This is a genomic window from Actinoplanes sp. CA-030573 (assembly GCF_050951115.1).
Lineage (GTDB): Bacteria > Actinomycetota > Actinomycetes > Mycobacteriales > Micromonosporaceae > Actinoplanes.
Genome location: NZ_CP192038.1, coordinates 4549097 through 4573799, shown reverse-complemented (window position 1 = coordinate 4573799; position 24703 = coordinate 4549097). Strand labels below are relative to the sequence as shown.

Annotated in this window: 16 protein-coding genes; 11 read left to right on the top strand and 5 right to left on the bottom strand. The window is 74.3% G+C overall.

Going from position 1 to position 24703, the window contains the following annotated elements:
• Nucleotides 1-40 precede the first annotated feature (40 nt).
• Nucleotides 41-2917, top strand: a complete 2877-nt coding sequence (locus tag ACQP2F_RS21220) for a M36 family metallopeptidase (protein WP_433306592.1) — start codon at nt 41-43, stop codon at nt 2915-2917.
• Between the two features lie 92 nt (nt 2918-3009).
• Here the strand turns inward: ACQP2F_RS21220 and ACQP2F_RS21215 are convergent, their stop codons facing one another.
• The gene (locus ACQP2F_RS21215; RefSeq protein WP_433306590.1) at nt 3010-5691 is read right to left on the bottom strand and encodes a BTAD domain-containing putative transcriptional regulator; all 2682 of its coding nucleotides are present in this window, start codon (nt 5689-5691) and stop codon (nt 3010-3012) included.
• 275 nt (nt 5692-5966) lie between these two features.
• Between ACQP2F_RS21215 and ACQP2F_RS21210 the strand changes: the two genes are divergently transcribed.
• Nucleotides 5967-6644: a lytic transglycosylase domain-containing protein gene (locus ACQP2F_RS21210; protein WP_433306588.1), complete on the top strand. Its 678-nt coding sequence runs from the start codon at nt 5967-5969 to the stop codon at nt 6642-6644.
• Here ACQP2F_RS21210 and ACQP2F_RS21205 read toward each other — a convergent pair.
• A complete protein-coding gene (locus ACQP2F_RS21205) occupies nt 6638-7033 on the bottom strand; it encodes an HPF/RaiA family ribosome-associated protein (protein WP_433307579.1) in 396 nt (131 codons plus the stop codon). The two genes, ACQP2F_RS21210 and ACQP2F_RS21205, sit on opposite strands and share 7 nt — an antisense overlap.
• A 138-nt stretch (nt 7034-7171) precedes the next feature.
• Here ACQP2F_RS21205 and ACQP2F_RS21200 point away from each other — a divergent pair, with 138 nt between their 5' ends.
• The 3 genes from ACQP2F_RS21200 to ACQP2F_RS21190 all read left to right on the top strand — a co-directional run bounded on the left by ACQP2F_RS21200 (nt 7172) and on the right by ACQP2F_RS21190 (nt 10938).
• Complete coding sequence (locus ACQP2F_RS21200; RefSeq protein WP_433306586.1) at nt 7172-9499, top strand: glycoside hydrolase family 9 protein; 2328 nt, start codon at nt 7172-7174, stop codon at nt 9497-9499.
• Nucleotides 9500-9625: 126 nt separating this feature from the next.
• Nucleotides 9626-10075 (top strand): peptidase inhibitor family I36 protein, encoded by a 450-nt coding sequence (locus ACQP2F_RS21195; protein ID WP_433306584.1) that lies wholly within the window; start codon nt 9626-9628, stop codon nt 10073-10075.
• Complete coding sequence (locus ACQP2F_RS21190; RefSeq protein WP_433306582.1) at nt 10063-10938, top strand: hypothetical protein; 876 nt, start codon at nt 10063-10065, stop codon at nt 10936-10938. Before ACQP2F_RS21195 ends, ACQP2F_RS21190 begins: the two co-directional genes overlap by 13 nt.
• Here the strand turns inward: ACQP2F_RS21190 and ACQP2F_RS21185 are convergent.
• Nucleotides 10935-13892 carry a BTAD domain-containing putative transcriptional regulator gene (locus ACQP2F_RS21185; protein ID WP_433306580.1) on the bottom strand — a complete coding sequence of 986 codons (2958 nt, stop codon included), beginning with the start codon at nt 13890-13892 and terminating at the stop codon, nt 10935-10937. The two genes, ACQP2F_RS21190 and ACQP2F_RS21185, sit on opposite strands and share 4 nt — an antisense overlap.
• A 62-nt stretch (nt 13893-13954) precedes the next feature.
• Entirely contained in the window at nt 13955-15334 is a 1380-nt protein-coding gene (locus tag ACQP2F_RS21180; RefSeq protein ID WP_433307577.1) for an FAD-binding oxidoreductase, read from the bottom strand.
• A gap of 107 nt (nt 15335-15441) precedes the next feature.
• Between ACQP2F_RS21180 and ACQP2F_RS21175 the strand changes: the two genes are divergently transcribed.
• The 6 genes from ACQP2F_RS21175 (at nt 15442) to ACQP2F_RS21150 (ending at nt 23285) form a co-directional block, all read left to right on the top strand.
• The gene (locus ACQP2F_RS21175; protein ID WP_433306578.1) at nt 15442-16980 is read left to right on the top strand and encodes an MFS transporter; all 1539 of its coding nucleotides are present in this window, start codon (nt 15442-15444) and stop codon (nt 16978-16980) included.
• A 70-nt stretch (nt 16981-17050) separates the two neighbouring features.
• The gene (locus ACQP2F_RS21170; protein WP_433306576.1) at nt 17051-19651 is read left to right on the top strand and encodes a LuxR C-terminal-related transcriptional regulator; all 2601 of its coding nucleotides are present in this window, start codon (nt 17051-17053) and stop codon (nt 19649-19651) included.
• A 24-nt stretch (nt 19652-19675) separates the two neighbouring features.
• Nucleotides 19676-20398 carry an STAS domain-containing protein gene (locus ACQP2F_RS21165; protein ID WP_433306574.1) on the top strand — a complete coding sequence of 241 codons (723 nt, stop codon included), beginning with the start codon at nt 19676-19678 and terminating at the stop codon, nt 20396-20398.
• A gap of 39 nt (nt 20399-20437) precedes the next feature.
• Complete coding sequence (locus ACQP2F_RS21160) at nt 20438-20788, top strand: STAS domain-containing protein (RefSeq protein WP_433306572.1); 351 nt, start codon at nt 20438-20440, stop codon at nt 20786-20788.
• Between the two features lie 42 nt (nt 20789-20830).
• On the top strand, nt 20831-22456 hold the full coding sequence (locus ACQP2F_RS21155; RefSeq protein ID WP_433306570.1) for a diguanylate cyclase domain-containing protein: 1626 nt from the start codon (nt 20831-20833) through the stop codon (nt 22454-22456).
• Nucleotides 22457-22505: 49 nt separating this feature from the next.
• Nucleotides 22506-23285 (top strand): copper homeostasis protein CutC, encoded by a 780-nt coding sequence (locus ACQP2F_RS21150; RefSeq protein ID WP_433306568.1) that lies wholly within the window; start codon nt 22506-22508, stop codon nt 23283-23285.
• On the opposite strand, the gene ACQP2F_RS21145 is transcribed toward ACQP2F_RS21150, so the two are convergent.
• On the bottom strand, nt 23200-24291 hold the full coding sequence (locus tag ACQP2F_RS21145; RefSeq protein WP_433306566.1) for a hypothetical protein: 1092 nt from the start codon (nt 24289-24291) through the stop codon (nt 23200-23202). The two genes, ACQP2F_RS21150 and ACQP2F_RS21145, sit on opposite strands and share 86 nt — an antisense overlap.
• Nucleotides 24292-24703 lie beyond the last annotated feature (412 nt).

Here is a 24703-nt window from a genome sequence, read left to right as displayed (position 1 = left end):
CAGAGGACCGGTCATAACCGTTCGCAACCGAGGAGGGACCGTGCGCACACCATCCCGTGCGTTACCGGCAGCCACCACCATGATCGTCACCGCCGCGCTCGTCCTGGGCGTCCCGGCCGTCGCCGGCGCGGCGCCCCCGGGCCGCGGCGACGATCACGACCAGCACAGCATCGACAACCGCCGCGGCTCGATCGCGCCGACCGCGCGGCAACGCGCACTGACGGCCGGTGCCGACGCCCGCTGGAACCGCTTCGGCACCCCGGCCACGCTCGTCCCGGCGGCCGAGCCGCTGGCCACCGGCCTGCCGGCGGACCCGATCGCGGCCGCCCGCGCCTTCGTCGACGGCAACCGCGACGTGCTCGGGCTGACCGAGCGCGGCGCCGCGGCGCTCGACCTGCTGACGTCGGCCCCGATGGGCGACGGCGCGGCGGTCGTCTTCCGGCAGCGCTTCGGCGACCTCGTCGCCGGGCACGACGGCCTGCTCTCGGTGGGCGTGCGCGACGGCCAGGTCTGGTACGTCAGCTCGTCGCTGGCCCGGGACGCGGCCGCACCGGAGCCGGCCACCCTCACCGCCGCCGACGCCGCCCGGGCCGCCGCCGCGGACGCCGGCCTGACCAGCCCGACGGTCATGGCCAACCGCCTGGTGGCGGTGCCCACCGCCGACCGGGGCGCGCGGGCCGCGTACCAGATAACGCTCGGATCGGATCTCGCCGGGGCGGAGCCGGTGGCGTACACCTCCTATGTCGACGCTCGCGACGGCGGTGTGCTTCTCCGCGAGAGCATCGTGGACTCCGACAGCGACGACGCCGAATGGGAAGCGTTCCCCTCGTCGCCGCCGGTCGACTACTCCTCCCGTGACACCCGGCTGACGTGGTGTTCGCAGCCGCGACGCGGTTGCGACGAGATCGTCCCGGCCTGGGACGTCATCCCGTCGGCCGGCGTCACCCACACGACCGCCGGCAACAACGCGATCGCGGTGGAGAACTGGAACTCCAACGACCCGTTCACGGTCGGGACCGAGACCGCCACGCCCCGGCCGGACCGCGACTACAACTACGCGTGGACCAACCAGTGGCAGCGGGAGCAGTGCTCGCCCGCCGTCTTCGACACCCCGCAGCGCAACGACATCGACGCCGCGCGGGCCAACCTGTTCGTCCTGCACAACCGCATGCACGACTGGGCCTATCACCTCGGCTTCACCGAGAAGACCTGGAACATGCAGGACGACAACATCGCGCCCGGCGGCCTGGCCGACGACCCGGAGCAGGGCAACGCGCAGGCCGGCGGGATCAGCGGCGGCCCGCCCGCCTTCGCGGCGCGCGACAACGCCAACCAGATCACCCCGCCGGACGGTCAGGCGCCGATCACCAACATGTACCTGTGGCAGCCGATCGCCGGCTCGTTCTACGCGCCCTGCGTGGACGGCGACTACGACATGTCGGTGGTCGGGCACGAGTACACGCACGCCATCACCAACCGGATGATCGCCGGCCCCGACGCGGGCGTCAGCACCCCGCAGGGCATGAGCGAGAGCTGGTCCGACCAGATGGCGATGGAGTACCTCAACGAGAACGGGTACGCGCCGCACGGGATCCGGGCGTACACGATCGGCCAGTACGTGACCAGCGACCCGATCGCCGGCATCCGCAACTACAACATGAGCCGCAGCCCGCTCAACTACAGCGCCATCGACTACGACTTCGTGGGCCTCCAGGTGCACGCGTCGGGCGAGGTGTGGACGGCCACCAACTTCGACATCCGGCAGGCCATGATCAAGCGGTACGGCGCGGGCACGCCGGCGTTGCAGAGGTCGTGCGCCGCCGGGAGGACGCCGGTCACCCGCTGCCCCGGCAACCGTCGCTGGGCGCAGCTGGTCTTCGACTCGTTCCTGCTGATGGCCAACAGCGCCAACAGCATGGTGGACGCGCGGGACGCGATGCTCGGCGCCGACCTCGTCCGCTTCGGCGGCGCGAACCAGGCCCTGCTGTGGAACGCCTTCGCCAAGCGCGGCCTGGGTGCGGGTGCGGCCAGCAACGGCGCCGCCGACATCAACCCCACCCCGAGCTTCACGTCCCCGTACGCGCCGGAGTCCGCCGTCGCCTTCAAGCCGGTGGACGAATACGGCCGCCCGGTGCCCGGCGCCAAGCTGTTCGTCGGCGACTACCAGGCCCGGGCCGTGGCGGTGGCCGACACCGACCCGGCGACGGTCCTGCCCGACACCGTCAGCCTGGTCCCCGGGACGTACACGTTCATCGCCCAGGCCCCCGGCTACGGTGAGGCGCGGGTCCGCCCCACCACGGTCCGCTCCGGCCACCCGGCCCGGCTGACCGTCCGGCTGCCGCACAACCTGGCCTCCGGCAACGCGGGCGCGACGGCCACCGGCGACGGCGTCAACGTGGCCCGGCTGATCGACGACGACGAGGCCACCAACTGGGCGTCCCTGGCCAGTCCGGTGGCCGGCAAGCAGGTCACCGTCGACCTCGCCGGCGACGCCCAGCTCGTACGGCGGGTGCAGGTGAGCGCGATGCTGCGCCCGCCGATCGCCACCGACGCCGACCCGCTGGCCCAGAGCCGCTTCTCGGCGCTGCGCCAGTTCCGGGTGCAGGCGTGCACCGCCACCGCCACGGTGACGTGCTCGGACGCCGCCGACTTCCACACCGTCTACACCAGCCGGCCGGACGCGTTCCCGTCGGTCGCGCCCCGGCCACGCGCGCCCGAGCTGATCGTGCGCTCGTTCCCCATCCACCCGACGGTGGCGACCCACTTGCGCTTCGAGGTCCTGACCAACCAGTGCACCGGCGCGCCCGCCTACGCGGGCGAACAGGACGCCGACCCGCGAGCCGCCACCGACTGCGGATCCGCCAGCCCTCAGGCGCTCAACGTGCGGGCCGCCGAGTTCCAGGCCTTCACCCGCTGACATCCCGTGGTGCTCGGCCAGGGCGCCCGCCTCGGTTCGGTCCGGGGCGGGCGCCTTCGTTTCGCCGGGTGCCGTGCCGGCGAGCGTGAACGTCAGCGCGGCAGCGAGGAGAGCTTGGCGCGCACCGTGCGCTCGTCGGCATGACCAAGAACGGACAGGATGCGTACGGACGCGGACCACGCCGCTCGGGCCTCGTCCGGTGATCCGGCCGCCGCGTGGCTGTCGCCGAGGTGGTCGAGGATCTGCGCCTCGGCATACTGGTCGCCCAGCTCGTGGGCGACCTCGGCCGCCCGCCGGTAACGGGCCGCGGCCTCGTCGTAGCGGCCCAGGTGGTGGTGCGCGTAGGCGAGGCTGTCCAGCACGTCGGCCTCGCCGCGGCGGTCACCGACCTGGCGGTGCAGCTCGAGCGCCTGCTCGCACCACGGTATGGCCTCCTCGTACCGGCCCAGCATGTCGTTGAACCAGCCGAACTGGCTCAGCGCGATGGCCTGGCCGCGGGGGCTGCCCGCCTGCCGGTAGAGCTCGAGCGCCTTGGCCGTGTGCTCGAGGGCGAGCTCGTAGTCCTGCGACCGGGAGACCGCCAGCTGGCCGAGCGTGTTGTGCACGTATCCCTGGCCGGCCGGGTTGCCGGTCTGCTCGTAGAGCTCGGCGGCGCGGCTGAGGCTGGCGCGGGCCTCGTCGTGGCGGCGGAAGCCGACGTAGACGCGGCCGAGGCTGCGGTACGCGATGGCCAGCGCGGTCAGGTTGCCGAGCCGTTCGGCCGCGCCGAGCGCGATCGTCCAGAGACGACCCTGGTCATGCCAGAGGCCGCGCCGGAACAGGAAGGTGTCCAGCGCCCACGCCAGCTGCCAGGCGCGGGCGTCGTGCCCGGTGTCGGCGGCGAGCCGGGCCGCCGCGAGCAGCACCCGGTGCTCGGCGGCCAGCCAGGCCATCGCCTCGTCGTGGCCGGCCAGCGGCTCCGGCTCGCCGGGGGGCAGCGGCAGCTCGATCGGGTCGCGGGCGGGATAGAGCAGCCGGTCGGCGGCGTGTGCGGTGAGCACGAGGTGGTCGAGCAGCCGCTCCCGCGCCTGCTTCCCTTCAAGCGAGGAGGAGGCCGCGAGATCGGCGGCGTACGCGCGCAACAGGTCGTGCAGGATGTACCGCCCGGGCGCGTGCTCGGTGACCAGGCTCGCCTGGACCAGCCCGGCCAGCAGCCGCCGGGCCGGCGACCCGGCCAGCGCCGACGCGGCGGCGACCGGGATGTCGGGGCCGGGGTGCACGCCGAGCAGCCGGAAGAGGCGGGCCGCGGGGGCGGGGAGGGCCGCGTACGAGCAGGCGAAGACGGCCCGCACCTCGACGTCGGGGTCGCCCGCGTCGAGCGCGTCGAGCCGGGCGCCCGTCTCGCGCAGCTCGGCGGCCAGCACCGCCAGCGGGAAGTCGCTCTGCTGGGCGCGGGCGGCGGCGATCGCCAGTGCCAGCGGGAGCCGGCCGCAGGCGGCCACGATGGCGGCCACGGCCTCCGGCTCGGCGTCGGCCCGGGGCAGCCGGCGCCGCAGCAGCTCGCGGGCCTCGTCGTCGCCGAGCACGTCGAGGGTGACCAGCCGGGCGCCCTCGACCGCGAGCAGGCCGGCGAGCCGGTTGCGGGAGGTCACCACGGCCGCCGTGCCGGGACCGGCCGGGAGCAGCGGGCGTACCTGCTCGGCGTCGCGGGCGTTGTCGAGCACCACCAGCATCCGCTTGCCGGCCAGCAGGCTGCGGTAGAGGGCCGACTGGGCGTCGAGCCCGTCGGGGACCCGGTCGCGGGCGACCCCGAGCGCGTCGAGGAAGCCGCGGACCGCGTCGGCCGGGTCCATCACCCGCCCGCCGGCGTCGAAGCCGCGCAGGTTCACGTAGAGCTGCCCGTCCGGGAACCGGTGCGCGACGGTGTGGGCCCAGTGCACGGCCAGGGCGGTCTTGCCGACGCCGGCCATGCCCGAGACCGCGACGATCGCGCCGCCGTCGAGCCGGGCGAGCTGGTCGGCGCGGCCGGTGAACCCGAAGACGTCCGGCGGGAGCTGGGCCGGGCCGGAAACCGGCGGCTCGGGCGGGGCGGAACCGCGGAGGATCACCTGGTACGCCGCCTGCAGCTCCGGGCTCGGGTCGGCGCCCAGCTCGTCCACCAGATGCCGCCGCACCGTCTCGTAGCGGGCGAGCGCCTCGGCCGGCCGCCCGGCCGCGGCCAGCGCCCGCATCAGCACCGCCGCCAGGGACTCGGTCAGCGGGTGCTCGCCGGCCAGGTCGGCCAGCACCGCGATCGCCGCGGCCGGGTCGCCGGCCCGCAGCTCGGCCTCGCCCCAGGCGACCGCGGCCGCGACGTGTTCCTGCCGCCAGACCTGCCGGTACTGCTCGGCCCACGGCCCGCGCACGCCGGCCAGCGGCTCGCCGCGCCAAAGGTCGATCGCCTCGCGCAGCAACGTCAGCCGATCGGGGTCGTCGACCTTGGGCGAGCGGGCCTGCGCCGCCAGGTGACGCATCCGGTGCAGGTCGACGCGCAGCGGGTCGATCTCGAGCGTGTAGCAGCCGGCCGCGAACGTGAGCGGGATGTCGCCGAGCATCTGCCGGATGCGGGTGACGTGCGCCTGCAGCGACGCCCGGGCACCGCGCGGCGGGGCCTGGCCCCAGACCCGGTCGACGACCGTGTCGACCGGCACCGGGCGGCCGGCGTCGGCCAGCAGCGCGGCCAGGACCGCCCGCTGCCGCGGCTGCCCGGCGTCGATGCGCTCGCCGTCGGCGCGCACCTCGACCGGACCCGACATCAAGAACTCGATCAATTCGTCCCCAAGCGCCGCCGACCACGAGGCCACAAGAATTCCACAAGCGAATCGACCGGCGGCATCGGCGACCGTATCCGTAACGGGGGGTCGGTGATCGGTCGCCGGGCGTGAGCCCGGCCACCGGCACCGGCCGGAAACGCCCGGATATCGAGAGGATGCCGTGAACACCCCGACCGTCGACTGGACCTGAGCCGGATCGCCGCTACGATCCCCGGTGCGGCACCGCCGCTCCGTTGCCCCCCGGCGAAGGGAAGATCGTGAGTCGGCACCTGAGCCGGGTCGGCGTCCGCGTCGTGTCCGTCGGCCTGCTCGTGGCCGGAGCGGCCGGCGGCATCGCGCTCGGGCAGGGCCGCCCGGTCCCCGTGCCGGCCGGCCGGGCCGATCTCGCCGTTCTGGCCGAGGCCGACGACATGCAGCTGCTCAAGGCCCGGCAGAACGCGCACGTCGCGGCCCGGGCCTGGCAGCGCGAGGCGGAGACCGAGGCGGCCGAGAAGGCGGCGGCCGAGGCGCGGACCGCCGCCGGCCGGGCGCACCACCTGGCCAAGGCGGTGACGGCCGAGAAGGCCGCGGCCAAGGCGAAGGCGTCCGGCGCGACGGTGCCCTACAACGGGCCGATCCCCGGTTCCTGCCAGGAGTTCAGCGGCAACCGGGAGACCGGCTGCGCGCTGATGCTGGCCGCCGGCTTCGGCATCGACCAGTTCCCCTGCCTCAACAACCTGTGGAAGAAGGAGAGCGGCTGGAACCATCGGGCCGCCAATCCCAGCGGCGCCTACGGGATCCCGCAGGCCTTCCCCGGCAGCAAGATGTCCGCCATCGCCGACGACTGGAAGACGAATCCGGCCACGCAGATCAAGTGGGGGCTCGGCTACGTGAAGGGGAAGTACGGGACCCCGTGCGGCGCCTGGTCACACTGGCAGTCGGCGCACTCCTACTGATCGATCTCGGTCACCAGGTCGTCCCCGCTGGGCGGGGGCAGATCGCGCAGGTGGCGGTTGTGCCGCGGTTCCTGCTTGGTCTTGGCGTCGTTCAGACGGCGACGGAGATCATCCCGTACGTCCATGATCGCCGCGTGCAGATCCTCCTCCGACGAGGTCGTGACAATCTTGTCGCGACCGCCGATCCAGCATTCCAGGGTGACCTTCTGACCGCGCGCCTCGCGGTCCTTCACGGAGATCTCCAGTTCCGTCGCGTCGGCGTGGAACGAGGCCAGCCGGGCGTCGAGCGTGCCGAACTGCTCGGCGATCCAGTGGCGGTCGCCCTGGCTGAAGCCGGTGCCGACGCGTAGACACTCCTCGACGGTCGCCGGGTTGCTGACGGCGCTCATCCAGACCTCCAGGTGGTGGGACAACTCGGACAAGGCACCCTTCCCCGAAGATCAGGCTTCACAAACGCGAAACGAGATTGTTCAATGTCTGGGAGCGCTCCCAACGCTCGGCCCGCTCCCCGACCAAAGGGCATCCCCATGCGCCGTCTCCTGCTCGCCACGGTAGCCGCGGTCCTCGCCGCCGCCGCCGGGATCTTCGCCGCCGCCAACTCCCCGGCCGCCGCCGCGGGCGCCTTCAACTACGGTGAGGCGCTCCAGAAGTCGATGTTCTTCTACCAGGCCCAGATCGCCGGCAAGAAGCCGTCCTGGAGCCAGGTCTCGTGGCGCGGCGACGCGGCCATGAACGACGGTGCCGACGCCGGGCTCGACCTGACCGGCGGCTGGTTCGACGCCGGCGACCACGTCAAGTTCGGCTTCCCGATGGCGTTCGCGACCACCATGCTGGCCTGGGGCGCGGTCGAGTACCGCGACGCGTACACGAAGTCGGGGCAGTTGACCTCGTTCCTGAACAACCTGCGGGTGCCCAACGACTACTTCATCAAGGCGCACCCCTCGGCCAACGTCCTCTACGGGCAGGTGGGCAAGGGCGACGACGACCACAAGTGGTGGGGTCCGGCCGAGGTGATGCCGATGGCGCGGCCCTCCTACAAGATCGACGCCAGCTGCGGCGGCTCCGATCTGGCCGGGGAGACGGCGGCGGCGATGGCCGCGAGCTCCATGGTCTTCCGGGCGACGGATGCCGCGTACGCCGACAGGCTGTTGAGCCATGCGAAGCAGCTCTACACGTTCGCCGACACGGTGCGGAAGGCCTACAGCGACTGCATCACCGACGCGCAGGCGTTCTACAAGTCGTGGAGCGGCTACCAGGACGAGCTGGTCTGGGGCGCGATCTGGCTGTACCGGGCGACGAACGACGCCACCTACCTGGCCAAGGCCGAGAGCGAGTACGACAAGCTCGGCACCGAGCCGCAGACCACCACCCACTCCTACAAGTGGACGATCGCCTGGGACAACAAGCAGTTCGGCGCGTACGTGCTGCTGGCCAACCTGACCGGCAAGCAGAAGTACATCGACGACGCCAACCGCTGGCTGGACTGGTGGACCGTCGGCGTCAACGGCGACAAGGTGCGCTACTCGCCCGGCGGCGAGGCGGTGCTCGACAGCTGGGGATCGCTGCGGTATGCGGCCAACACGGCGTTCGCCGCGCTTGTCTACAGCGACCGGACCACCGATTCGGTACGCAAGGCGCGGTACCACGACTTCGCGGTGCGCCAGATCAACTACGACCTCGGCGACAACCCGCGACAGTCCTCGTACGTCATCGGCTTCGGCGCCAACTCCCCCCGGAACCCGCATCACCGTACGGCTCACGGGTCCTGGTGGGACAACATCAACACGCCGGCGGGCACCCGGCACGTCCTCTACGGCGCACTGGTCGGCGGGCCGTCCACCAACGACGACGCGTACACCGACACCCGCGACAACTACGTGATGAACGAGGTCGCCACCGACTACAACGCCGGCTTCACCTCGGCCCTGGCCCGGCTCTACAACGAGTACGGCGGTACCCCTCTCGCGAACTTCCCGCAGGCCGAGACGCCGGACCTGGACGAGATCACGGTCGAGACCACGGTCATGCAGGACGAGCCGCGGGACACCGCGCTCAAGGTGATGATCTACAACAAGTCGGCGTTCCCGGCGCGGGCCCTGACCGGCGCCTCGTACCGGTACTTCTTCCGCCGCGAGGGCACGGCCGCCCCGGTGGTCACCCCCGGCTACACGCAGGGCTGCCCGTCGCCATCCACCGCCAAGCAGTGGTCCGGGGACATCTGGTACGTCGAGGTGAACTGCGCCGGCTACTCGATCGCGCCGGCCGGGCAGTCGGCGTACCGGATGGAGGTGCAGTTCAAGGTCGGCGTGCCCGAGGGCGGCACCTGGGACTCCTCGAACGACCCGTCCTATCTGCCCGGCACCGCGGTCAACCGCAACGTGCCGCTGTACGAGGGCGGGAAGCTCATCTGGGGCCAGGAGCCCGGCACCTCCTCGCCGTCCCCGTCTCCGTCCTCCCCGTCGCCCTCGCCGTCGTCGCCCTCGCCCTCGCCCTCGTCGCCCTCGCCTTCGCCCTCGTCGCCGACGCCGCTGCCGTCCGCCGGCTGCCGGGTCGCCTACAGCGTCAACGACTGGGGCGGCGGCTTCACCGGGACCGTGGCGATCACCAACACCGGAAGCTCGGCCTGGAGCGCCTGGACCCTCGGCTTCACGTTCCCCGGCAACCAGAAGGTCAGCCAGGGCTGGTCGGCGACCTGGAGCCAGACCGGCGCCCAGGTGACCGCGGCGAGCCTGTCGTACAACGGCGCGGTGCCGGCCGGCGGCTCGGCCGGCATCGGGTTCAACGGCACCTACACCGGCGCCAACACCGCACCGTCGGCGTTCACCGTCAACGGGATGACCTGCACCAGGGGGTAGAACGGGCGGCGGAGCGGGCCCCGGGCGGCCCGCTCCGTCTCCCACCCGCTAACCATCCGCTAAGCATCCGGCCTACGCCGCCGGCGCACGCTCCCTCCGAGTCACTTCACCGGAGGGAGACATTCCATGTTCCACAAGCGCATCGTCACGACGGTCGCGGTTCTCACCGCCGCTCTCGGCGTCCCGCTGGCCAACGCCTCGCCGGCCGCGGCCGCCGCCAAGCCGAGCCGGCCGTCGACCTGCGAGGCGAACTGGTTCTGCTTCTACAAGGACGACCAGTTCAACAAGAACAACCCCCGCGACACCCGGGGCCGGGTCCAGCAGACCCAGAAGGATCTCCGCGTCTTCAGCCACCCGACCTGCAAGGGGCGCAGCAACGGCACCTGGAACGACTGCATGACCTCGGTGTTCAACGACACCGCGGCCTGCTGGCACCTGTTCGACAGCCTCAACAACATCGGCGGGTACCACAACCTCGGCGCCCACGACGGCTACGTCAACCTCGGCACCCAGGCCGACTACAACGACGTGGTGTCCTCGCTGAAGCGGGGCGGCAGTTCCTCGTGCGCCTTCTAGCCCTTCTGACCGCGGTGGTGGTCTCGTCGGCCGGCTGTTCGGAGGCAGCCGGCGGCGGGACCACCGCGCCGGACGGATACGCCCTCGACATGGTGACCCACAGCGGCGGCTACTGGGACGACGCCGACGTCATCGCGGCGGCCGAGGAGCGGCTGGTGCGGGAGTGCATGCGGGCGCGGGGCTTCACCACGCCCGCGCCCGCGGCGGCCGAGCCGGCGCCCCGCCATGGCGAGGTGGCCGGGGTGGACCTCGGGTACCGGCGCGCGCACGGCTACGGACTCACCGACGACGCCGTGGCCGCCCGCTCCCCCCGGCCGCAGCCACCGGCGCCGCCGCCCGGCTACGACCACGCGCTCCGCGGCGACACTTCGGTCACGGTGGGCAAGGTCGTCGTGGCCTCGGGCGGGTGCATGGGGCAGGCGCGGGCGGCCGTGGCCGGCTCGGTGGAGCGCTGGGCGACCGCCGTCTACGCCCCCGACTTCCTCAACGACGACCTGATCGCGGCGACCGCGGCCGACCCGGCCCGCGACCGGGCCGAGCGGGAGTGGCAGGCCTGCATGGCCGGGCAGGGCTATCGGTTCACCGGTTACGACCAGCCCCGTGCCGAAGCCGCGCGGCACCCGGCGGCCGAGCGCCGGATCGCGACCGCCGACGGCGTGTGCCTGGTCCGGGCGCGGGTGATCGAGACCGGCATCGAGCTGCGCCGCCGGGCGGCGCTGGCCATGCCGCCGCAATGGCGGGCGGAGCTGGTCCGGGCGGCCGAGATCCGGCGCGCGGCGGCGGCCGGGATCCGGCGCGAAGCGGCCGCCGGGATCCGGCGCGCGGCGGCCGCCGGGGCCCCGACCATCCCGGGCGGCGCCTAGCCCTCACTTTCCGGCGAGCCGGCGACCAGGGCGCGAAGGCGGTCGGCGTCGGCCGTGCGGCCCAGCTCCTCGTAGACGCGCAGAGCGTCCCGGCGGGCGGCCCGCGCCGCGGCGTCGTCGCCGCGGGCCGCCTCGCTGGCGGCCAGGCGTTCGAGCGTTCCCGCCTCGTTGCGCTGGTCGCCCATCTCGACCAGCAGCGGAAGGGTCTCCCGAAACCAGCCGACGGCCTTGTCGTAGCGGCCGCGGGCGTGCTCCAGCTCGCCGAGGCTGTCCAGCACCGCGGCCTCGCTGGTCGAGCCGACCGCGCGGACGCCGTGCAGCGCCGCGGTCAGGTGCTGGGCGGCCTCGTCGAGGCGGCCGAGCCGCACCAGATAGAGGCCGGCCTCGTTGTGCACGTCGGCCACCGAGCTGGGCCGGTCCAGCTGCTCGTAGAGGCACAGGGCGGCGAGCGCGCCGGCCAGCGCCCGCTCGTCGTCGCCGTGCTGATCCCAGCAGAAGCCGATCGCGTGATGGATGCGCGCCTGCTCGAGCCGGTCACCGGTCTTCTCGGCGAGCTCGAGGGCCCGGTGCAGAGAGGCGATGCCCCGGTCGAACTGGCCCGCCTTCACGTAGGTGGTGCTCATCAGGCGCAGCGCGCGGATCAGCGTGCCGGGGCGGCCGAGGCGCTCGGCGGCGGCGAGGCCGGCCTCCCAGACCGCCACCTCGTCCTCGGCCCGGAACAGCCGGTGGTGGTAGTTGTCCATGCTCCAGGCCAGCTGCCACACGGCGTCGTCGCGACCCTGCTCGGCCGCCTGCCGCTGGGCGGCGCACAGGTTGTCGTACTCGGCGCCGATCCAGCGCTGGGCCGCGCGGGCGTCGGCCGGGTCGTGCGGGACGACGCCGGGCGCGGGCGGGGGTATCTCGATCGGTATCCGGTCGGGGGTGGCCCGGGTCTCCGCCCGGAAGGCGCTGTGCAGGTAGTAGTCGATCAGCCGGTCGAGGGCGGCCGGGCGGTCCGGCGCCGCCGTCTCGGCCGCGTAGAGCCGGACGAGGTCGTGCATCCGCCAGCGGCCGGGCGCGTGCTGGTGAAGCAGCGACAGCCGTTCCAGGGCGCGCAGCTCGGGGCCGGGTGGGCCGCCCAGCAGCGCGGCCGCGGCCGGCTCGCCGATGTCCGGCCCGCCGGCGGCGCCGAGCAGCGCGAACGCCCGGCGCTGCGGCGCGGTGAGCGCGGCGGCCGTGGTGGCCAGGACGGTGCGCAGGCCGGCCACGGTGTCGCCCTCGAGGGCGCTGAGCCGGGTGCCGGCGTCGCTGAGCTCGGCGGCGACCGGCCCGAGACCGAGGTGCGGCTCGGCCGCGGCGCGGGCGGCGGCGATGCCGAGGGCCAGCGGCAGCCCGCCGCAGGCGGCGACCACCGCGGCGGCCGCGGCGTCGTCGCCCGGCGCGCGCGGGTCGAGGCGATGTCGCAGCAGCTCGTGGGCGTCCGCGTCGTCCAGGACCGCGAGCGGGACCGCGGCCGCGGCGTGCGCGGCGATCAGGCCGGTCAGCCGGTCGCGGCTGGTGACCACGACGGCGCTCTCGCCCGCGCCCGGCAGCAGGGGCGCGACCTGGGCGCTGTCGCGGGCGTTGTCGAGGACGATCAGCATCCGGCAACCGGCGACCAGGCTGCGGTAGAGGCCGATCTGCGCCTCGAGCCCGCCCGGCTGGGAGCGGGCGGGGACGCCGAGCGCCTCCAGGAAGCCGCGGACCACGCCGCCGGGCGCGGCCGGGGCGCCGACCGGATCGAAGCCGCGCAGCTCGGCGTAGAGCTGGCCGTCGGGGAAGGTGTCGCGGTGCCGGTGCGCCCAGTGCGTGGCCAGCCAGGTCTTGCCCACGCCGCCGGGACCGATGATCACCGCGAGACGGGTGGTGGAGAGGGCTTCGCCGAGGGCGGCGAGCTCGGCCCGGCGGCCGGTGAACGACGCAGCGGCGGCCGGGAGTTGCGCCGGGACCGGAACGGCCGGTGTGGACGGTGCGGCGGGCATGGCCGACCCGGCTGCTCCGGTGGACGCCGGCAGCGCGGGCGACGCGGACTGCGCTGGCTGCGCGGACGACGCGGGCGACGCGGGCGACGCGGGCGACGCGGACTGCGGTGGCGGCGCGGACGACGCAGGCTGCGCGGGCTGCCCGGGCGACGCGGACTGCGCTGGCTGCCCGGGCCACGCAGGCTGCGCGGGCGCCGCGAGCGCGCCGGTGGGCGCGGCCGGTGCCGGCGGTGCGGCGGGGGCGGGCGGGGTGTGGAGCACGGCCCGGTGGGCCGCGACGAGCTCGGGTCCGGGATCGGTGCCCAGCTCGTCGCGCAGGCGGCGGCGCACGGCCGCGTAGTGCTCCAGCGCGTCGGCGGTCCGGCCGGCCTGGTGCAGCACCCGGATCAGGGCCGCCGCGACCGGCTCGACCAGGGGGTGCGCGGCGTCCGCCTCGACCAGGCGGCCCAATGCCGCCTCGGCGTTGCCGCCGGCGGCCGAGGCCAGCGCCCAGGCGACGGTGGCGCTCAGGCAGTCGTGCACCAGAGCGCCGCGGACCCGTTCCGCCCACCGGCCCGGCAGCCCGGCCAGCGGCTCGCCCCGCCACAGGTCGAGCACCTCGCCGTCGGGCGTGCGGGCCGCCAGCGCCGCGCGCAGCCGCAGGGCGTCGACGGCGCCGGGCGCGACGTCGAGCACGTAGCCACCGGAGCGCCGGATCAGCGGCGCCGGTTCCCCGGCGGCGCGCTCGAAGACCCGGCGCAGCTGGGCGATCGCGACGTGCAGGGTGCGCCGGGCGCCGGCCGGGGCCTCGTCCCACACCCGGTCGATGAGCGTCTCGGTGGTGACCGGATGGCCGGCGTCGAGGGCGAGGGCGGCGAGCACGAGGCGGTGCTGCGGCGGCCCGGCCGCGGCCGACCGCCCACCCGCCACGATCTCCACCGCGCCGAGCAGCCGGATCTCGACCCCGTCGCCCATGGATCGAACGGTATCAACGCAGGTCCGGTGCGCCGGTCGGCAATCCGACCGCGGGCGGACGGTCAGCCGACCACCTTTCCGGGGTTGAAGAGGTTGAGCGGGTCGAGCGTGCGCTTGACCGCGAGCTGCATGGCGAGCACCGCCGGCGACAGCTCCCGCCGCATGCCGCCGCGCTTGAGCAGACCCACGCCGTGCTCGCCGGTGACCGTGCCGCCCATCCCGATGGCCGCGTTCAGCATGTCCTCGAACGCCGCCTGTGCGGCCCGGCGTGCGTCCTGGTCACCGGCCGGGGCGAGGATCATCGGGTGCAGGTTGCCGTCGCCGGCGTGGGCGATGGTGGCGATCGTGGCGCCGTGCCGGGCCGCGATGTCCTCGATCGCGGCCAGCATGCCGGGCACCCGGGAGCGGGGGACGCACACGTCCTCGGTGAGCACCGGGCTCAGCCGTTCCAGGGCCGGGTAGGCCAGCCGCCGGGCGGCGAACAGGGCCTCGGCCTCGATCTCGTCGGTCGACTGCTCGGCCCACAGCGCCCCGGCCGCGCGGAACACGCCGGCGACCGCGGTCGCCTCGTCGTCGCCGGCCACGCCGGGGGTGTCGAGCTGGGCCAGCAGCAGCGCGGCCGCGTCGGCCTCGAGGCCCAGGTGCTTCCACTCCTCGACGGCCCGCAGGCAGGTGCGGTCGAGCAGCTCGAGCGCGGCCGGCAGCAGCCCGGCGCGGGTGATGGCGGCGACCGCCTCGCCGGCCTCGACCACGCTCGCGAACGCGCCGACCACGGTGCGCGGCGCCTCGCGGCGGGCGGGGCGCAGCCGTACGGTGATCTCGGTGATCACCCCGAACGTGCCCTCGGAGCCGGTGAAGAGCCCGGCCAGGTCGTAGCCGCTGACCCCCTTGGTGGTGCGCCGGCCCAGCCGCACGACGGTGCCGTAGTCGCCGGCCGGCCCGCCCACGACCGCCTCGAGCCCGAGCACGTAGTCGCGGGTCACGCCGTATTTGAGGCAGCACAGCCCGCCGGCGTTGGTGGCCACGTTGCCGCCGATCGTCGACCACGGCGCGCTGGCCGGGTCGGGCGGGTACCACAGCCCGTGCTCGGCGACCGCGGCCTTGAGGTCGTCGTTGACCACGCCCGGCTGCACGGTGGCGGTCATGTTCTCGGCGTCGATCTCGACGATCCGGTTCATCTTCGACAGGTCGAGGACCAGCGCGCCGTCGACCGCGTTGGCGCCGCCGGACAGGCCGGTGCCGGCCCCGCGGGGCACGATCGGGATGCCGCGCTGCGCGCAGGCCGCGACCACCCGGCGTACGTCCTCGGTGGTCCGGGGACGGACGGCCGCGACCGGCTTCCCGTAGGGTGCCCACTCCGCGTCGTCGTGGCTGAGGCTCTCCAGCACATCCGGGTCGTCGACCAGGTCGAGGCCGGTCAGCAGGTCTCTCATGGGTCCTATGCTCCACCCCTTCAGGTGAACCGGGCCGGTTCCGGGGTAGTCCAGCAGCGTGAGCGCCGAGTCCACCGCCGCGTCCCGCCGCACCGTCGGCGTGGGCGCCGCTGCGTGTGGCCGCGTTCCGCAGCCTGTGGCTGGCGCTGCTGGCCAGCAACATCGGCACCTGGATGCAGACCGTCGGCGCGCAGTGGCTGCTGGTCGAGCAGTCCGGCTCGGACACGCTGGTGGCGCTCGTCCAGACCGCCAGCACGCTGCCGATCGTGCTGCTCGCCCTGCCCTCGGGGGCGCTGGCCGACACCCTCGACCGGCGGCGGCTGCTCATCGCCGTGCAGGGCTTCCTGATCGCGGTCGGCGTGGTGCTGACCGCGCTGACGCTGGCCGGGCACATGCCGTCGGCGCTGCTGCTCACGCTGACCTTCGCGCTCGGGGCCGGGCAGGCGCTGACCGCGCCGGCCTGGCAGGCGATCATCCCGGAGCTGGTGCCGCGGCCGCAGCTGGCGTCGGCGTCCGCGCTCGGGGCGATCAGCATGAACCTGGCCCGCGCGGTCGGGCCGGCGGTGGCCGGGGTGCTGATCGCGCGTACCGGCCCGGGTGCGGTCTTCGGGCTCAACACGCTCACCTTCGTCGTCTTCGTCGTGGCGCTGTGGCGGTGGCGGCCGGCGACCGGGGACGCCGGCGGCGCACCCGAGCGGTTCGCCGCCGCGGTGCGAGCCGGCGGCCGGTACGTGCGGCACTCCCCCGTGGTGCGGCGGATCCTGCTGCGGGCGGCCCTGTTCCTGGTGCCGGGCAGCGCCTTGTGGGCGCTGCTGCCGCTGGTCGCGAGCCGCCGCCTGGGGCTGGGCTCGGGCGGGTACGGCGTGCTGCTCGGCGCGGTCGGCGCGGGCGCCGTGGTCGGGGCGGTGCTGCTGCCCAACCTGCGGGCACGGTGGACGGTCAACCGGCTGCTGCTGATCGCGAGCGTCGTCTTCGCCGCGGTCCTGGCCGTGCTGGCGCTGGTCCGCAACGAGGTCGTGGTGGTGCTGGCGCTGCTGCCGGCCGGCGTGTCCTGGGTCATGGTGCTGTCCAACATCAACGCCGCCATGCAGCTGTTCCTGCCGAACTGGGTGCGCGCCCGGGGCCTGGCCGTCTACCAGATGGTCTTCGCCGGCGCCCAGGCCGCCGGGGCGCTGCTCTGGGGCGCGCTGTCCGACGCGGCCGGGCTGGTCGTCGCGCACCTGGCCGCGGCCGCGGTGATGGCGGCGGGCGTGCTGACCCTGCGCTGGTGGCCGATGCGGGACACCGAGGGGATGAACCGGGACCCCGCCGTCTACTGGCCGGAGCCGCACCTCGAGGCCGACCCGGACGCGCACGACGGTCCCGTGCTGGTCACCGTCTCCTACCCGGTCGCCCCGGAGCACGAGGAGGCGTTCGTCGCGGCCATGGAGGAGGTGCGGCGGAGCCGGCTGCGGACCGGCGCCGTCCGGTGGGGGCTGTTCCGCGACGGCGAGGAGCCGGGGCGCTTCGTCGAGGCGTACCTGGTGCCGAGCTGGGACGAGCACCTGCGGCAGCACAGCGGCCGGCTGACCGGCGGCGACCGGGAGGCCGAGGAGCGCGCGCTCGCCCTGACCGACGGCCCGGCGCACGCGAGCCACCTGCTCTCCGCCCGCTGACCGGACAGCTTGGCGAGCGCAATGATCCACCGGTTGAAATATGTACCCGGGTGAACCTTATCGTGGACCCGTGCACGGCGGCTTTCTCGCTCCCCTGGTCCCGGCCAAGACGGCGCGGCCCCGGACCCTGCGCACGGCGGTCGATCGGCCGCAGCTGATGACGTTGCTCGACGACGCCGTCCGGTGTCCCGTGACCCTGGTGTGCGCCGGCGCCGGATGGGGCAAGACCATGGCCGTCTCGGCCTGGGCGCGGACCCGCCGCACCCCGGTCGCCTGGCTGAGCCTCGACCGGCACGACAACGACCCGCAGATCTTCTGGGCGTACGTGCTGGCCGCCCTGCGGGTCGCCGGCGCCCTGTCCCCGGCCAACCCGCTGGCCGCGCTGGGCTCGGTGCCCGCCGACGAGCGCGAGCGGACCGGCCGCCTGCAGGCCGGCCTGGCCGAGGTGCCGGCCGGGACCGTGCTGGTCCTCGACGACATCCACGAGATCGACGACGCCGGCGTGCTGCGTGAGCTGGCCGAGCTGCTCCACCGCCTGCCGCCGCCCCTGCGGGTGGTGCTCGCCGGGCGCGCCGAGCCGCCGCTGCGGCTGCACCGGCTGCGCGCCTCCGGCGGCCTGGCCGAGATCCGCACCGGGCATCTCGCGTTCACCGAGCCGGAGGCGGCCGGGCTGCTCACCGGCCACGGGCTGAGCGTCCCCGGCGAGGACATCGCGACGCTGGTGCGGCGCACCGAGGGCTGGGTGACCGGGCTTCAGCTGGGGGCGGCGTTCCTGGCCGGGCACGACGGGCCGCCCGCGGTCGGTGACTTCGCCGGCGACGTACGCGGGGTGGACGACTACCTGACCGAGGAGGTGCTCGCCACCAGCACCCGCCGCCAGCGCCGGTTCCTGCTGCAGACCAGCATCTGCGAGAACGTCTGCGCCGGCCTGGCCGACGCGATCACCCGGGACGGCGACGGGCAGCGCACGCTGGAGCAGCTGGAACGCGACAACGACTTCGTGCTGCGGCTGGGCGCCAAGCCGCTCTGGTTCCGCTATCACCACCTGCTGCGCGACCTGCTCGGGCACCGGCTGCTGATCGAGTCGCCCGGGACGCTGCCCGAGCTGCATGGGCGGGCCGCCCGCTGGCACGCCGAGAACCACTCGGTGCTGGAGGCGCTCGACCATGCCGTGGCGGGCGGCGATTGGGCGTACGTGGGAAAGCTCGTCACCACCCAGGCGGCGCCGCTGATGGTCTCCGCGCACCGCCAGGCGCTCGTGAAGATCCTGCGGGAGATTCCCGGCGACACCATGACCACCACACCGGAGTTGCTGATCTGCGGCGCGCTGCTGCTGTTCCACACCGGCGACTACGAGGCGATCCCGGCCCGGCTCGACACCGCCCTCGCGATGCTGGGCGAGCGACCGGCGCCGGCCCGCGAGTCGGTCGAGATCATGACGTACGTGCTGCGGCTGGGCGCCGATCGCGCGGTGGGCGACATGCCGGCCGTCATCCGCGGCAGCGACCGGTTGCTGGAGCTGCTCGGCGCCGCGACCGTCACCGCCGTCCCGGCCATCGCCCAGAACCGCGCGATCGCCCTCAACAACAAGGGTCTGGCACTGCTCTGGTCGGGCGATCGGGACGAGGCCGAGCGCTGCCTGTGGGCCGCCTCGAGCGCCGCCCGCACCGCCGGGGTCGAGCTCGCCGAGATCAACGCGACCGGGCACCTCGCGCTGCTGCAGGCCATGTCCGGCTCGGTGCACGAGGCCGGCCGGCTGGCCGCGAGCGCGTGCGACGTGGCCGACCGGCGCGGCTGGCGGTACGCACTGCAGACCGTCGCCGCCCACCTGGCCCGCGCCCTGGTGCACATCGAGGCGCTGGAGCTGGACGAGGCCCGGCGCGCGCTCGAGGACGGCCTGCGGGCACACCACAGCGATCCGGAGGCGGCGCAGCGCCTCGTGGCCCTGGGCGTCCAGGTCCGGCTGGACACGGCCACCGGCGACCTGGCCGCCGCCCGCAAGCGGCTGGCCGAGGCGCACGCCGGCCGGTCCGCCCGGCTGCGCGTCCCCGGCATCGACCGGTGGCTGCTGCTGCAGGAGTCCCGGCTCGACCTGGCCGACGACCAGCCCCGGCGGGTCGCGGGGCGCTACTCCGGCGCCGATCCCTCGCTCGCCGAGGTGGTCTGCCGGGCGCAGGCCGCGTACGACGAGGGCGCATACCGCCGGGCCGAGATCCTGCTCGCCGAGGCGCCCGCCGGGCCGCGCGACACGATCTCCGGCGTCGAGGCCGGCATCCTGCGGGCGCTGGTGGCCGACGCGCGCGGCTACCCGGTGCAGGCCGCCGACCTGCTCGGCGAGGCGGTCGCGCTGGCCGGCCGCGAGGGCATCCGCCGCCCGCTGGCCGCGCCCGGGCCCCGGCTGGCCGCCCTGCTGCGGCGGCTGCAGCTGCTCGGCGAGCCCGCCCCCGCCGGCCGGGCCGCGCCGGCCGGCCCGGCGGTCGAGGGGCTGAGCGTCCGCGAGGCCGAGGTGCTGCGTTACCTGACCACCATGCTGACCGCCGCCGAGATCGCGACCCAGCTCGGCCTCTCGGTCAACACGGTCAAGGCGCACATGCGCGCCGTCTACCGCAAGCTGGGCGCGAGCCGGCGCAGCGAGGCGGTGGCGCTCGCCCGGGAGAACGGTCTCCTGTGAGCCCGCGGGGGTGATAATCGTCAGGTGTCTGACGTTCGGTGCGACGTCGAGTTCGTCGGCGCCCGCCTGCTGGTACGCGTGAGCGGCCGGCTCTCGTCGGCGACGGCGCCGCGGGTGCGCGCCACCCTGCTCAAATGCCTGTCCGAGCAGCCCGAGGCGGTGGTGGTCGACCTGTCCGGCGTCGACGTCATCGAGCCGGCCGCGGAGGCGGTCTTCCTGGCCGCCTCCCGCCACGCGTCGATCTGGCCCGGCACCCCGCTGTTGATCTCCACCCCCGACCGGTCGCTGGCCGGCATGCTCCAGCGGCGGTACGGCCGGCTGGCCGTCCACACCTCGGCCGCGGAAGCCCTGACCGCCTCGCCCCGGCTCCGGCTGCCGACGATCAGCGACGTGCTGCTCCCGGTCATCGGCGCCGCGAGCCGGGCGCGGGCGCTGGTGCTCTCGGCCTGCGAGCAGTGGGAGCTGCCGCACTTGATCGGGCCGGGCGCCGTCGTCGCGGGCGAGCTGGTGTCCAACAGCGTCGACCACGCCGGCACCATGATCACCCTCCGGCTGTCACTGGGCCGCCGCTACTTGTTGATCGCGGTGCGCGACGGGGCCGCCGCCGGACCGGTCCTCACCGTCCCGCCATCGCCCTCCCCGTCGGCACCCCGGGGGCTCGTGCTGGTCGACGCGCTGGCCCAGAGCTGGGGGACCCACCGGACGGACGACGGCAAGGTGGTCTGGGCGGCGCTTCGCAGAGGTTAATCTGACTCTCGCACCTGTCGCCTCTCCTGGGGGATCCTGATGGCCAACCCGTTCGCGGTCAGCAAGGAGGACCGGGCAGGTGTCGCGTGGCTGTCCGTGACCGGCGAGATCGACCAGGACGTCAGCGCGTGCCTGGCCACCTTCTTGACGAACGCGGTGACCCAGCCCGGCGTGACCGAGGTCGTGGTCGACCTGCGCCACGTCACCTTCCTGGCCGCCGCGGGCGTGCGCGCGCTGCTGTCCGGCCATGAGGCGGCCACCGGCCGCGGTTGCGCCTACCGCGTGGTCAACGCGTACGGGCTGGTGCGTGAGGTGCTGGTGATCAGCGCGTCGCTTTCGCTCCTGAGCCCGGCGCCCGATCCGCAGCTCTCCGAGGCCGCCGCCCGCTGAGAAGTCTTCAGCGTCCGCCCGCCGCTACCGATACAGGGAGGCATGGCGGAGAACCGCATGATCGACCCGGCGGGGCGGGAGGCCGTTCTCGCCGCCGTGGTCGCGGAGAACCCCGAGGCGTTCATCGCGGCGATGGCGCCCACCGGCTTTCTCGTGCCGCTGCCGGACGAGCTGGCCGCGACCGGCCTGCGCCCGATCGAGGGGCCGGCGTCGCTGCTCGGCGTCGTGGTCGGCGAGGACCACGTGACCGCTCTCGACGCGTGGCATCAGCTGCTGGCCGAGGGCGTGGGCGAGTGCCTGGTACGCCCGGTCGCCGCGCCCGACCGGCAGGTCCGGCTGCACCTGATCGACCTCACCCACCGGCTCGGCGTCCATGCCGGCCTGATCACCGGCATGGCGGGCGGCCTGGCCGGCCCGGCCCTCGCGCACGACGAGGTACGGCCGCGGCTGGTGACGATGCGCAAGGACCAGAACTCGGTGATCACCGACATCGGGCCCGAGGTGGCGCCGCTGCTCGGCCGGCAGCCCGAGGAGCTGGCCGGCACCCGCAGCCTCGACCTGGTGCACCCCGACGACCGGGAGCGGTCCATCGCGAGCTGGATGGACCTGCTCAGCGCCGGACCGGGCGCGGTCCGGCGGGTACGGCTGCGGCACCTGCACCGGGACGGCACCACGGTCTGGTTCGAGATCACCAACCACAACCGGCTCGGCGACCCCGAGCGTCCCGCGGTGATCGCCGAGATGCTCGACATCTCCGACGAGATGGCGGCCCAGGAGGCGGTCCGCGCCGCCGAGCAGCTCATGCGGCGGCTCACCGAGACGCTGCCGATGGGCGTCCTGCAGCTGGACGCCGGCCGCCGGATCAACTACCTCAACGAACGGGCCGCCCGCGCCCTGCACGCCCGGCTGGGCGACCCGGTCGACGGGCTGCTCGACGCGATCGCGCCCGCCGACCGCCCGGCCGCCGCCGGCGCCCTCGCCGAGGTCCTCGGCACCGGGCGCGACGTCGACCTCGAGTACGGCACCCGCGAGCCCGGCCGGCCCGCGCGGCGGATGCGGGCGAACCTGCGCGCGCTCACCGACGAAGCCGGCGCGGTGACCGGGGCGATCATCTGCCTCACCGACGTCACCGAGGACGTACGGCTGCGCGAGGAGCTGCGCCACCGGGCCACCTTCGACGAGCTGACCGGCTGCCACAACCGGGCGGCGACGATGGCCGCCCTGCACGACGCGGTCCAGTGCGCCGACGCCGGCGCCGCGGTGGTCTTTCTCGACCTCAACAGCTTCAAGCAGGTGAACGACCGGTACGGGCACGCGGCGGGCGATCAGTTGCTGGTGCACGTCGCCGCCCGGCTACGGCTGGCCGTGCCGTACGGCGGCCTGCTCGGCCGGATCGGCGGCGACGAGTTCGTGGTCATCTGCCGCGACGTGCCGTCACCGGCCGACGCCCACCGCATCGGCGCCGCCCTGCTGGCCAGCTTGGCCGGCGACGGCGACGGCGACGGCATCCGGGCGGCCGGCGAGGTCCTGCGGCCCCAGGCCAGCATGGGCATCGCCTGGTCGCCGTGCGGCGCGAGCGACCCGGAGGAGCTGATCGCCCGCGCCGACGCCGCGATGTACGAGGCGAAGAAGAGCCGCACCGGCCCGCTCGCCGTGGTGCTCGCCTAGCTCTCGCGCTTACATCTACGGCGGCCGATATGGAAAGATCCTTAACACTATGGTTGCCTTCGAGCTGGCGGTTCAGGATTCGCACGGCCTGGCCGTGGCGGCACGGGTCGGCGCCGACCGCATCGAGCTGTGTTCGGCGCTCCCGCTCGGCGGGCTGACGCCCTCGCTGGCCTTCATCGAGGCGGCCGTGGCCACCCCGGGCATTCCGCCGGTTCATGTTCTGGTGCGCCCGCGCCCGGGCGGCTTCGACTACTCCCCCGACGAGATCGCGCTTCTCCTGCGCGACGTCCGGCACGCCCTGAACGCGGGCGCGAGCGGCGTGGTCATCGGCGGCGTCCGCGACGACCGGATCGACAGCGGCCTGGTCGGCCGGGTCACCGGCATCTGCGGCGAGGTCACCTTCCACCGCGCGATCGACACGCTGAGCGACCCCGAGAGCGCGATCAAGACCCTGGTCTCGTACGGGGTGAAGCGCGTGCTCACCTCGGCCGGGGCGGCCCGGGTGGCCGACGCCCTGCCCGCGCTCGCCGCGCTCGTGCGCGCCGCCGGCGGCGGTCTGGAGATCATGGCCGGCGGCGGGGTGCGGCCGGAGTCCGTGGCGGCGATCGTGGGCACCGGCGTCGCCGCGATCCATGCCTCGGCCAAGCACGTCGTGGCCGAGACGGTCGGCGTCGCGCTCGGCACGGCGGCCCCGGCCGGCGAGTCCGGGCGCGAGACCACCGACGAGGCCGGCGCCCTCGCGATCAGGGCAGCGCTGGCTCGGGCGACCGGGCGAACCGTACCTGCGACACCGGCCGGAACCGGTCGTCGAGCGTCACCAGCAGGCTGAGCAGCGCGGCGAAGAAGAGGGCGTTGCCGACGTTGAGCCCGCCCCCGGCCTTTCCGAGCAGCCAGCCGGCACCGACCACCAGGGCGACGTCGATGACCAGCCGGGCGCCGAACGCGGCCAGAACCGAGTCCAGGCTGCCGCCCCGGCGGGCGATGGCGAGGCTGATCGCGGCGTTGACCACCACGAACGCGGCGATGCCGAGGAACAGCTGCAGATCGGTCGAGCTGCGGCCGGGCAGCACCTGCCCGTAGATCACGCAGAGCAGGCCGATCAGCACCACCTTCTCAAGGGTGGCCGAGGAGAAGATCCGCCCGTGGACGGCCACCCAGGAGTCGCGCTCGGCCGCGGTGTCGATCGCCGCCGGCAGCGGTTCGGCGGCCCAGCGCCGGCCCCAGGCCGGTGCCGGCAGCCGCGGGCGCAGCCAGAACCAGAACCACAGCCCCGCGATCACCGCGAGCACGAGCAGCAGCGGCGTGATCCACGGGTTCGCGGCCACGGTGTCGGTGAAGTCCAGCTGGGCGACGTGGATCCACCACTCCTGCGGCAGCTTCACGAAGATCCAGATGCAGGCCGCGGTGATCACCCACCGTCGCATGCCCACGCGCGCCGGATCCCAGCGGAGACGCACGATCTCGTACGCGATGAAGAAGTATTCGAAGGTGTTGGGGAAGACGAGCAGGATCCACCGCTGGTCCAGCAGCTCGAACAGCACCACCCCGACGAGGCGGTAGAAGAACAGGAAGCGCGCCACCCGCAGGGCGGGCCGGCTCGTCCAGTTCCGCAGCACCGACAGATAGGCGACGGACAGGTAGAACATGTCCATCGCCTTGTCGTAGCCCTGGTATCCGGGCGGGTCGTAGCCGAACCACTGGAACACCGACTGGTCGATGCCGTCGAGGACCAGCGCCGTGACGATCGCGGGCAGCGGGAAGAGCGGGATGAACAGCGGCACTGCGAACCGCGCGCCCACCACGACCAGGAACACCAGAGTCGCCTGAGCGCTCATGGCCGGAAGTTTGCAGCCCACGGCCGGGCCGCACAAGGTTTGACCGGCGGTTTCATCCGGCGCGGATGAGCGGTCGGGGCGCAGCGCCCGGACCGTCAGCGCGCAGGTGCACGTGGTGCCCGGCCGCGCGCCACGACCCGGCAGACCGTCGCCCACCTCGGCCGGGCTGTACCAGCGGTGGAGCCCGCAACAGAACCTGTCACGCCCACACCACGACCTTCCCGGCCGGCCGCAGCCGCATGGCACTCGAGACGTTCCGCCGGGCCCAGTCCGTCCGGGGCCGGGGCGCACCATGCCGCGAGATCGCCGCCGAGCCGCGCGGCAACGAACCCCAGAAACCGCCCGGCCCCCAGGCCACCCCCACCCGTGACTGGGTGGGGCCGAAAATAGCGGCCGCCTACGACAAAACCCG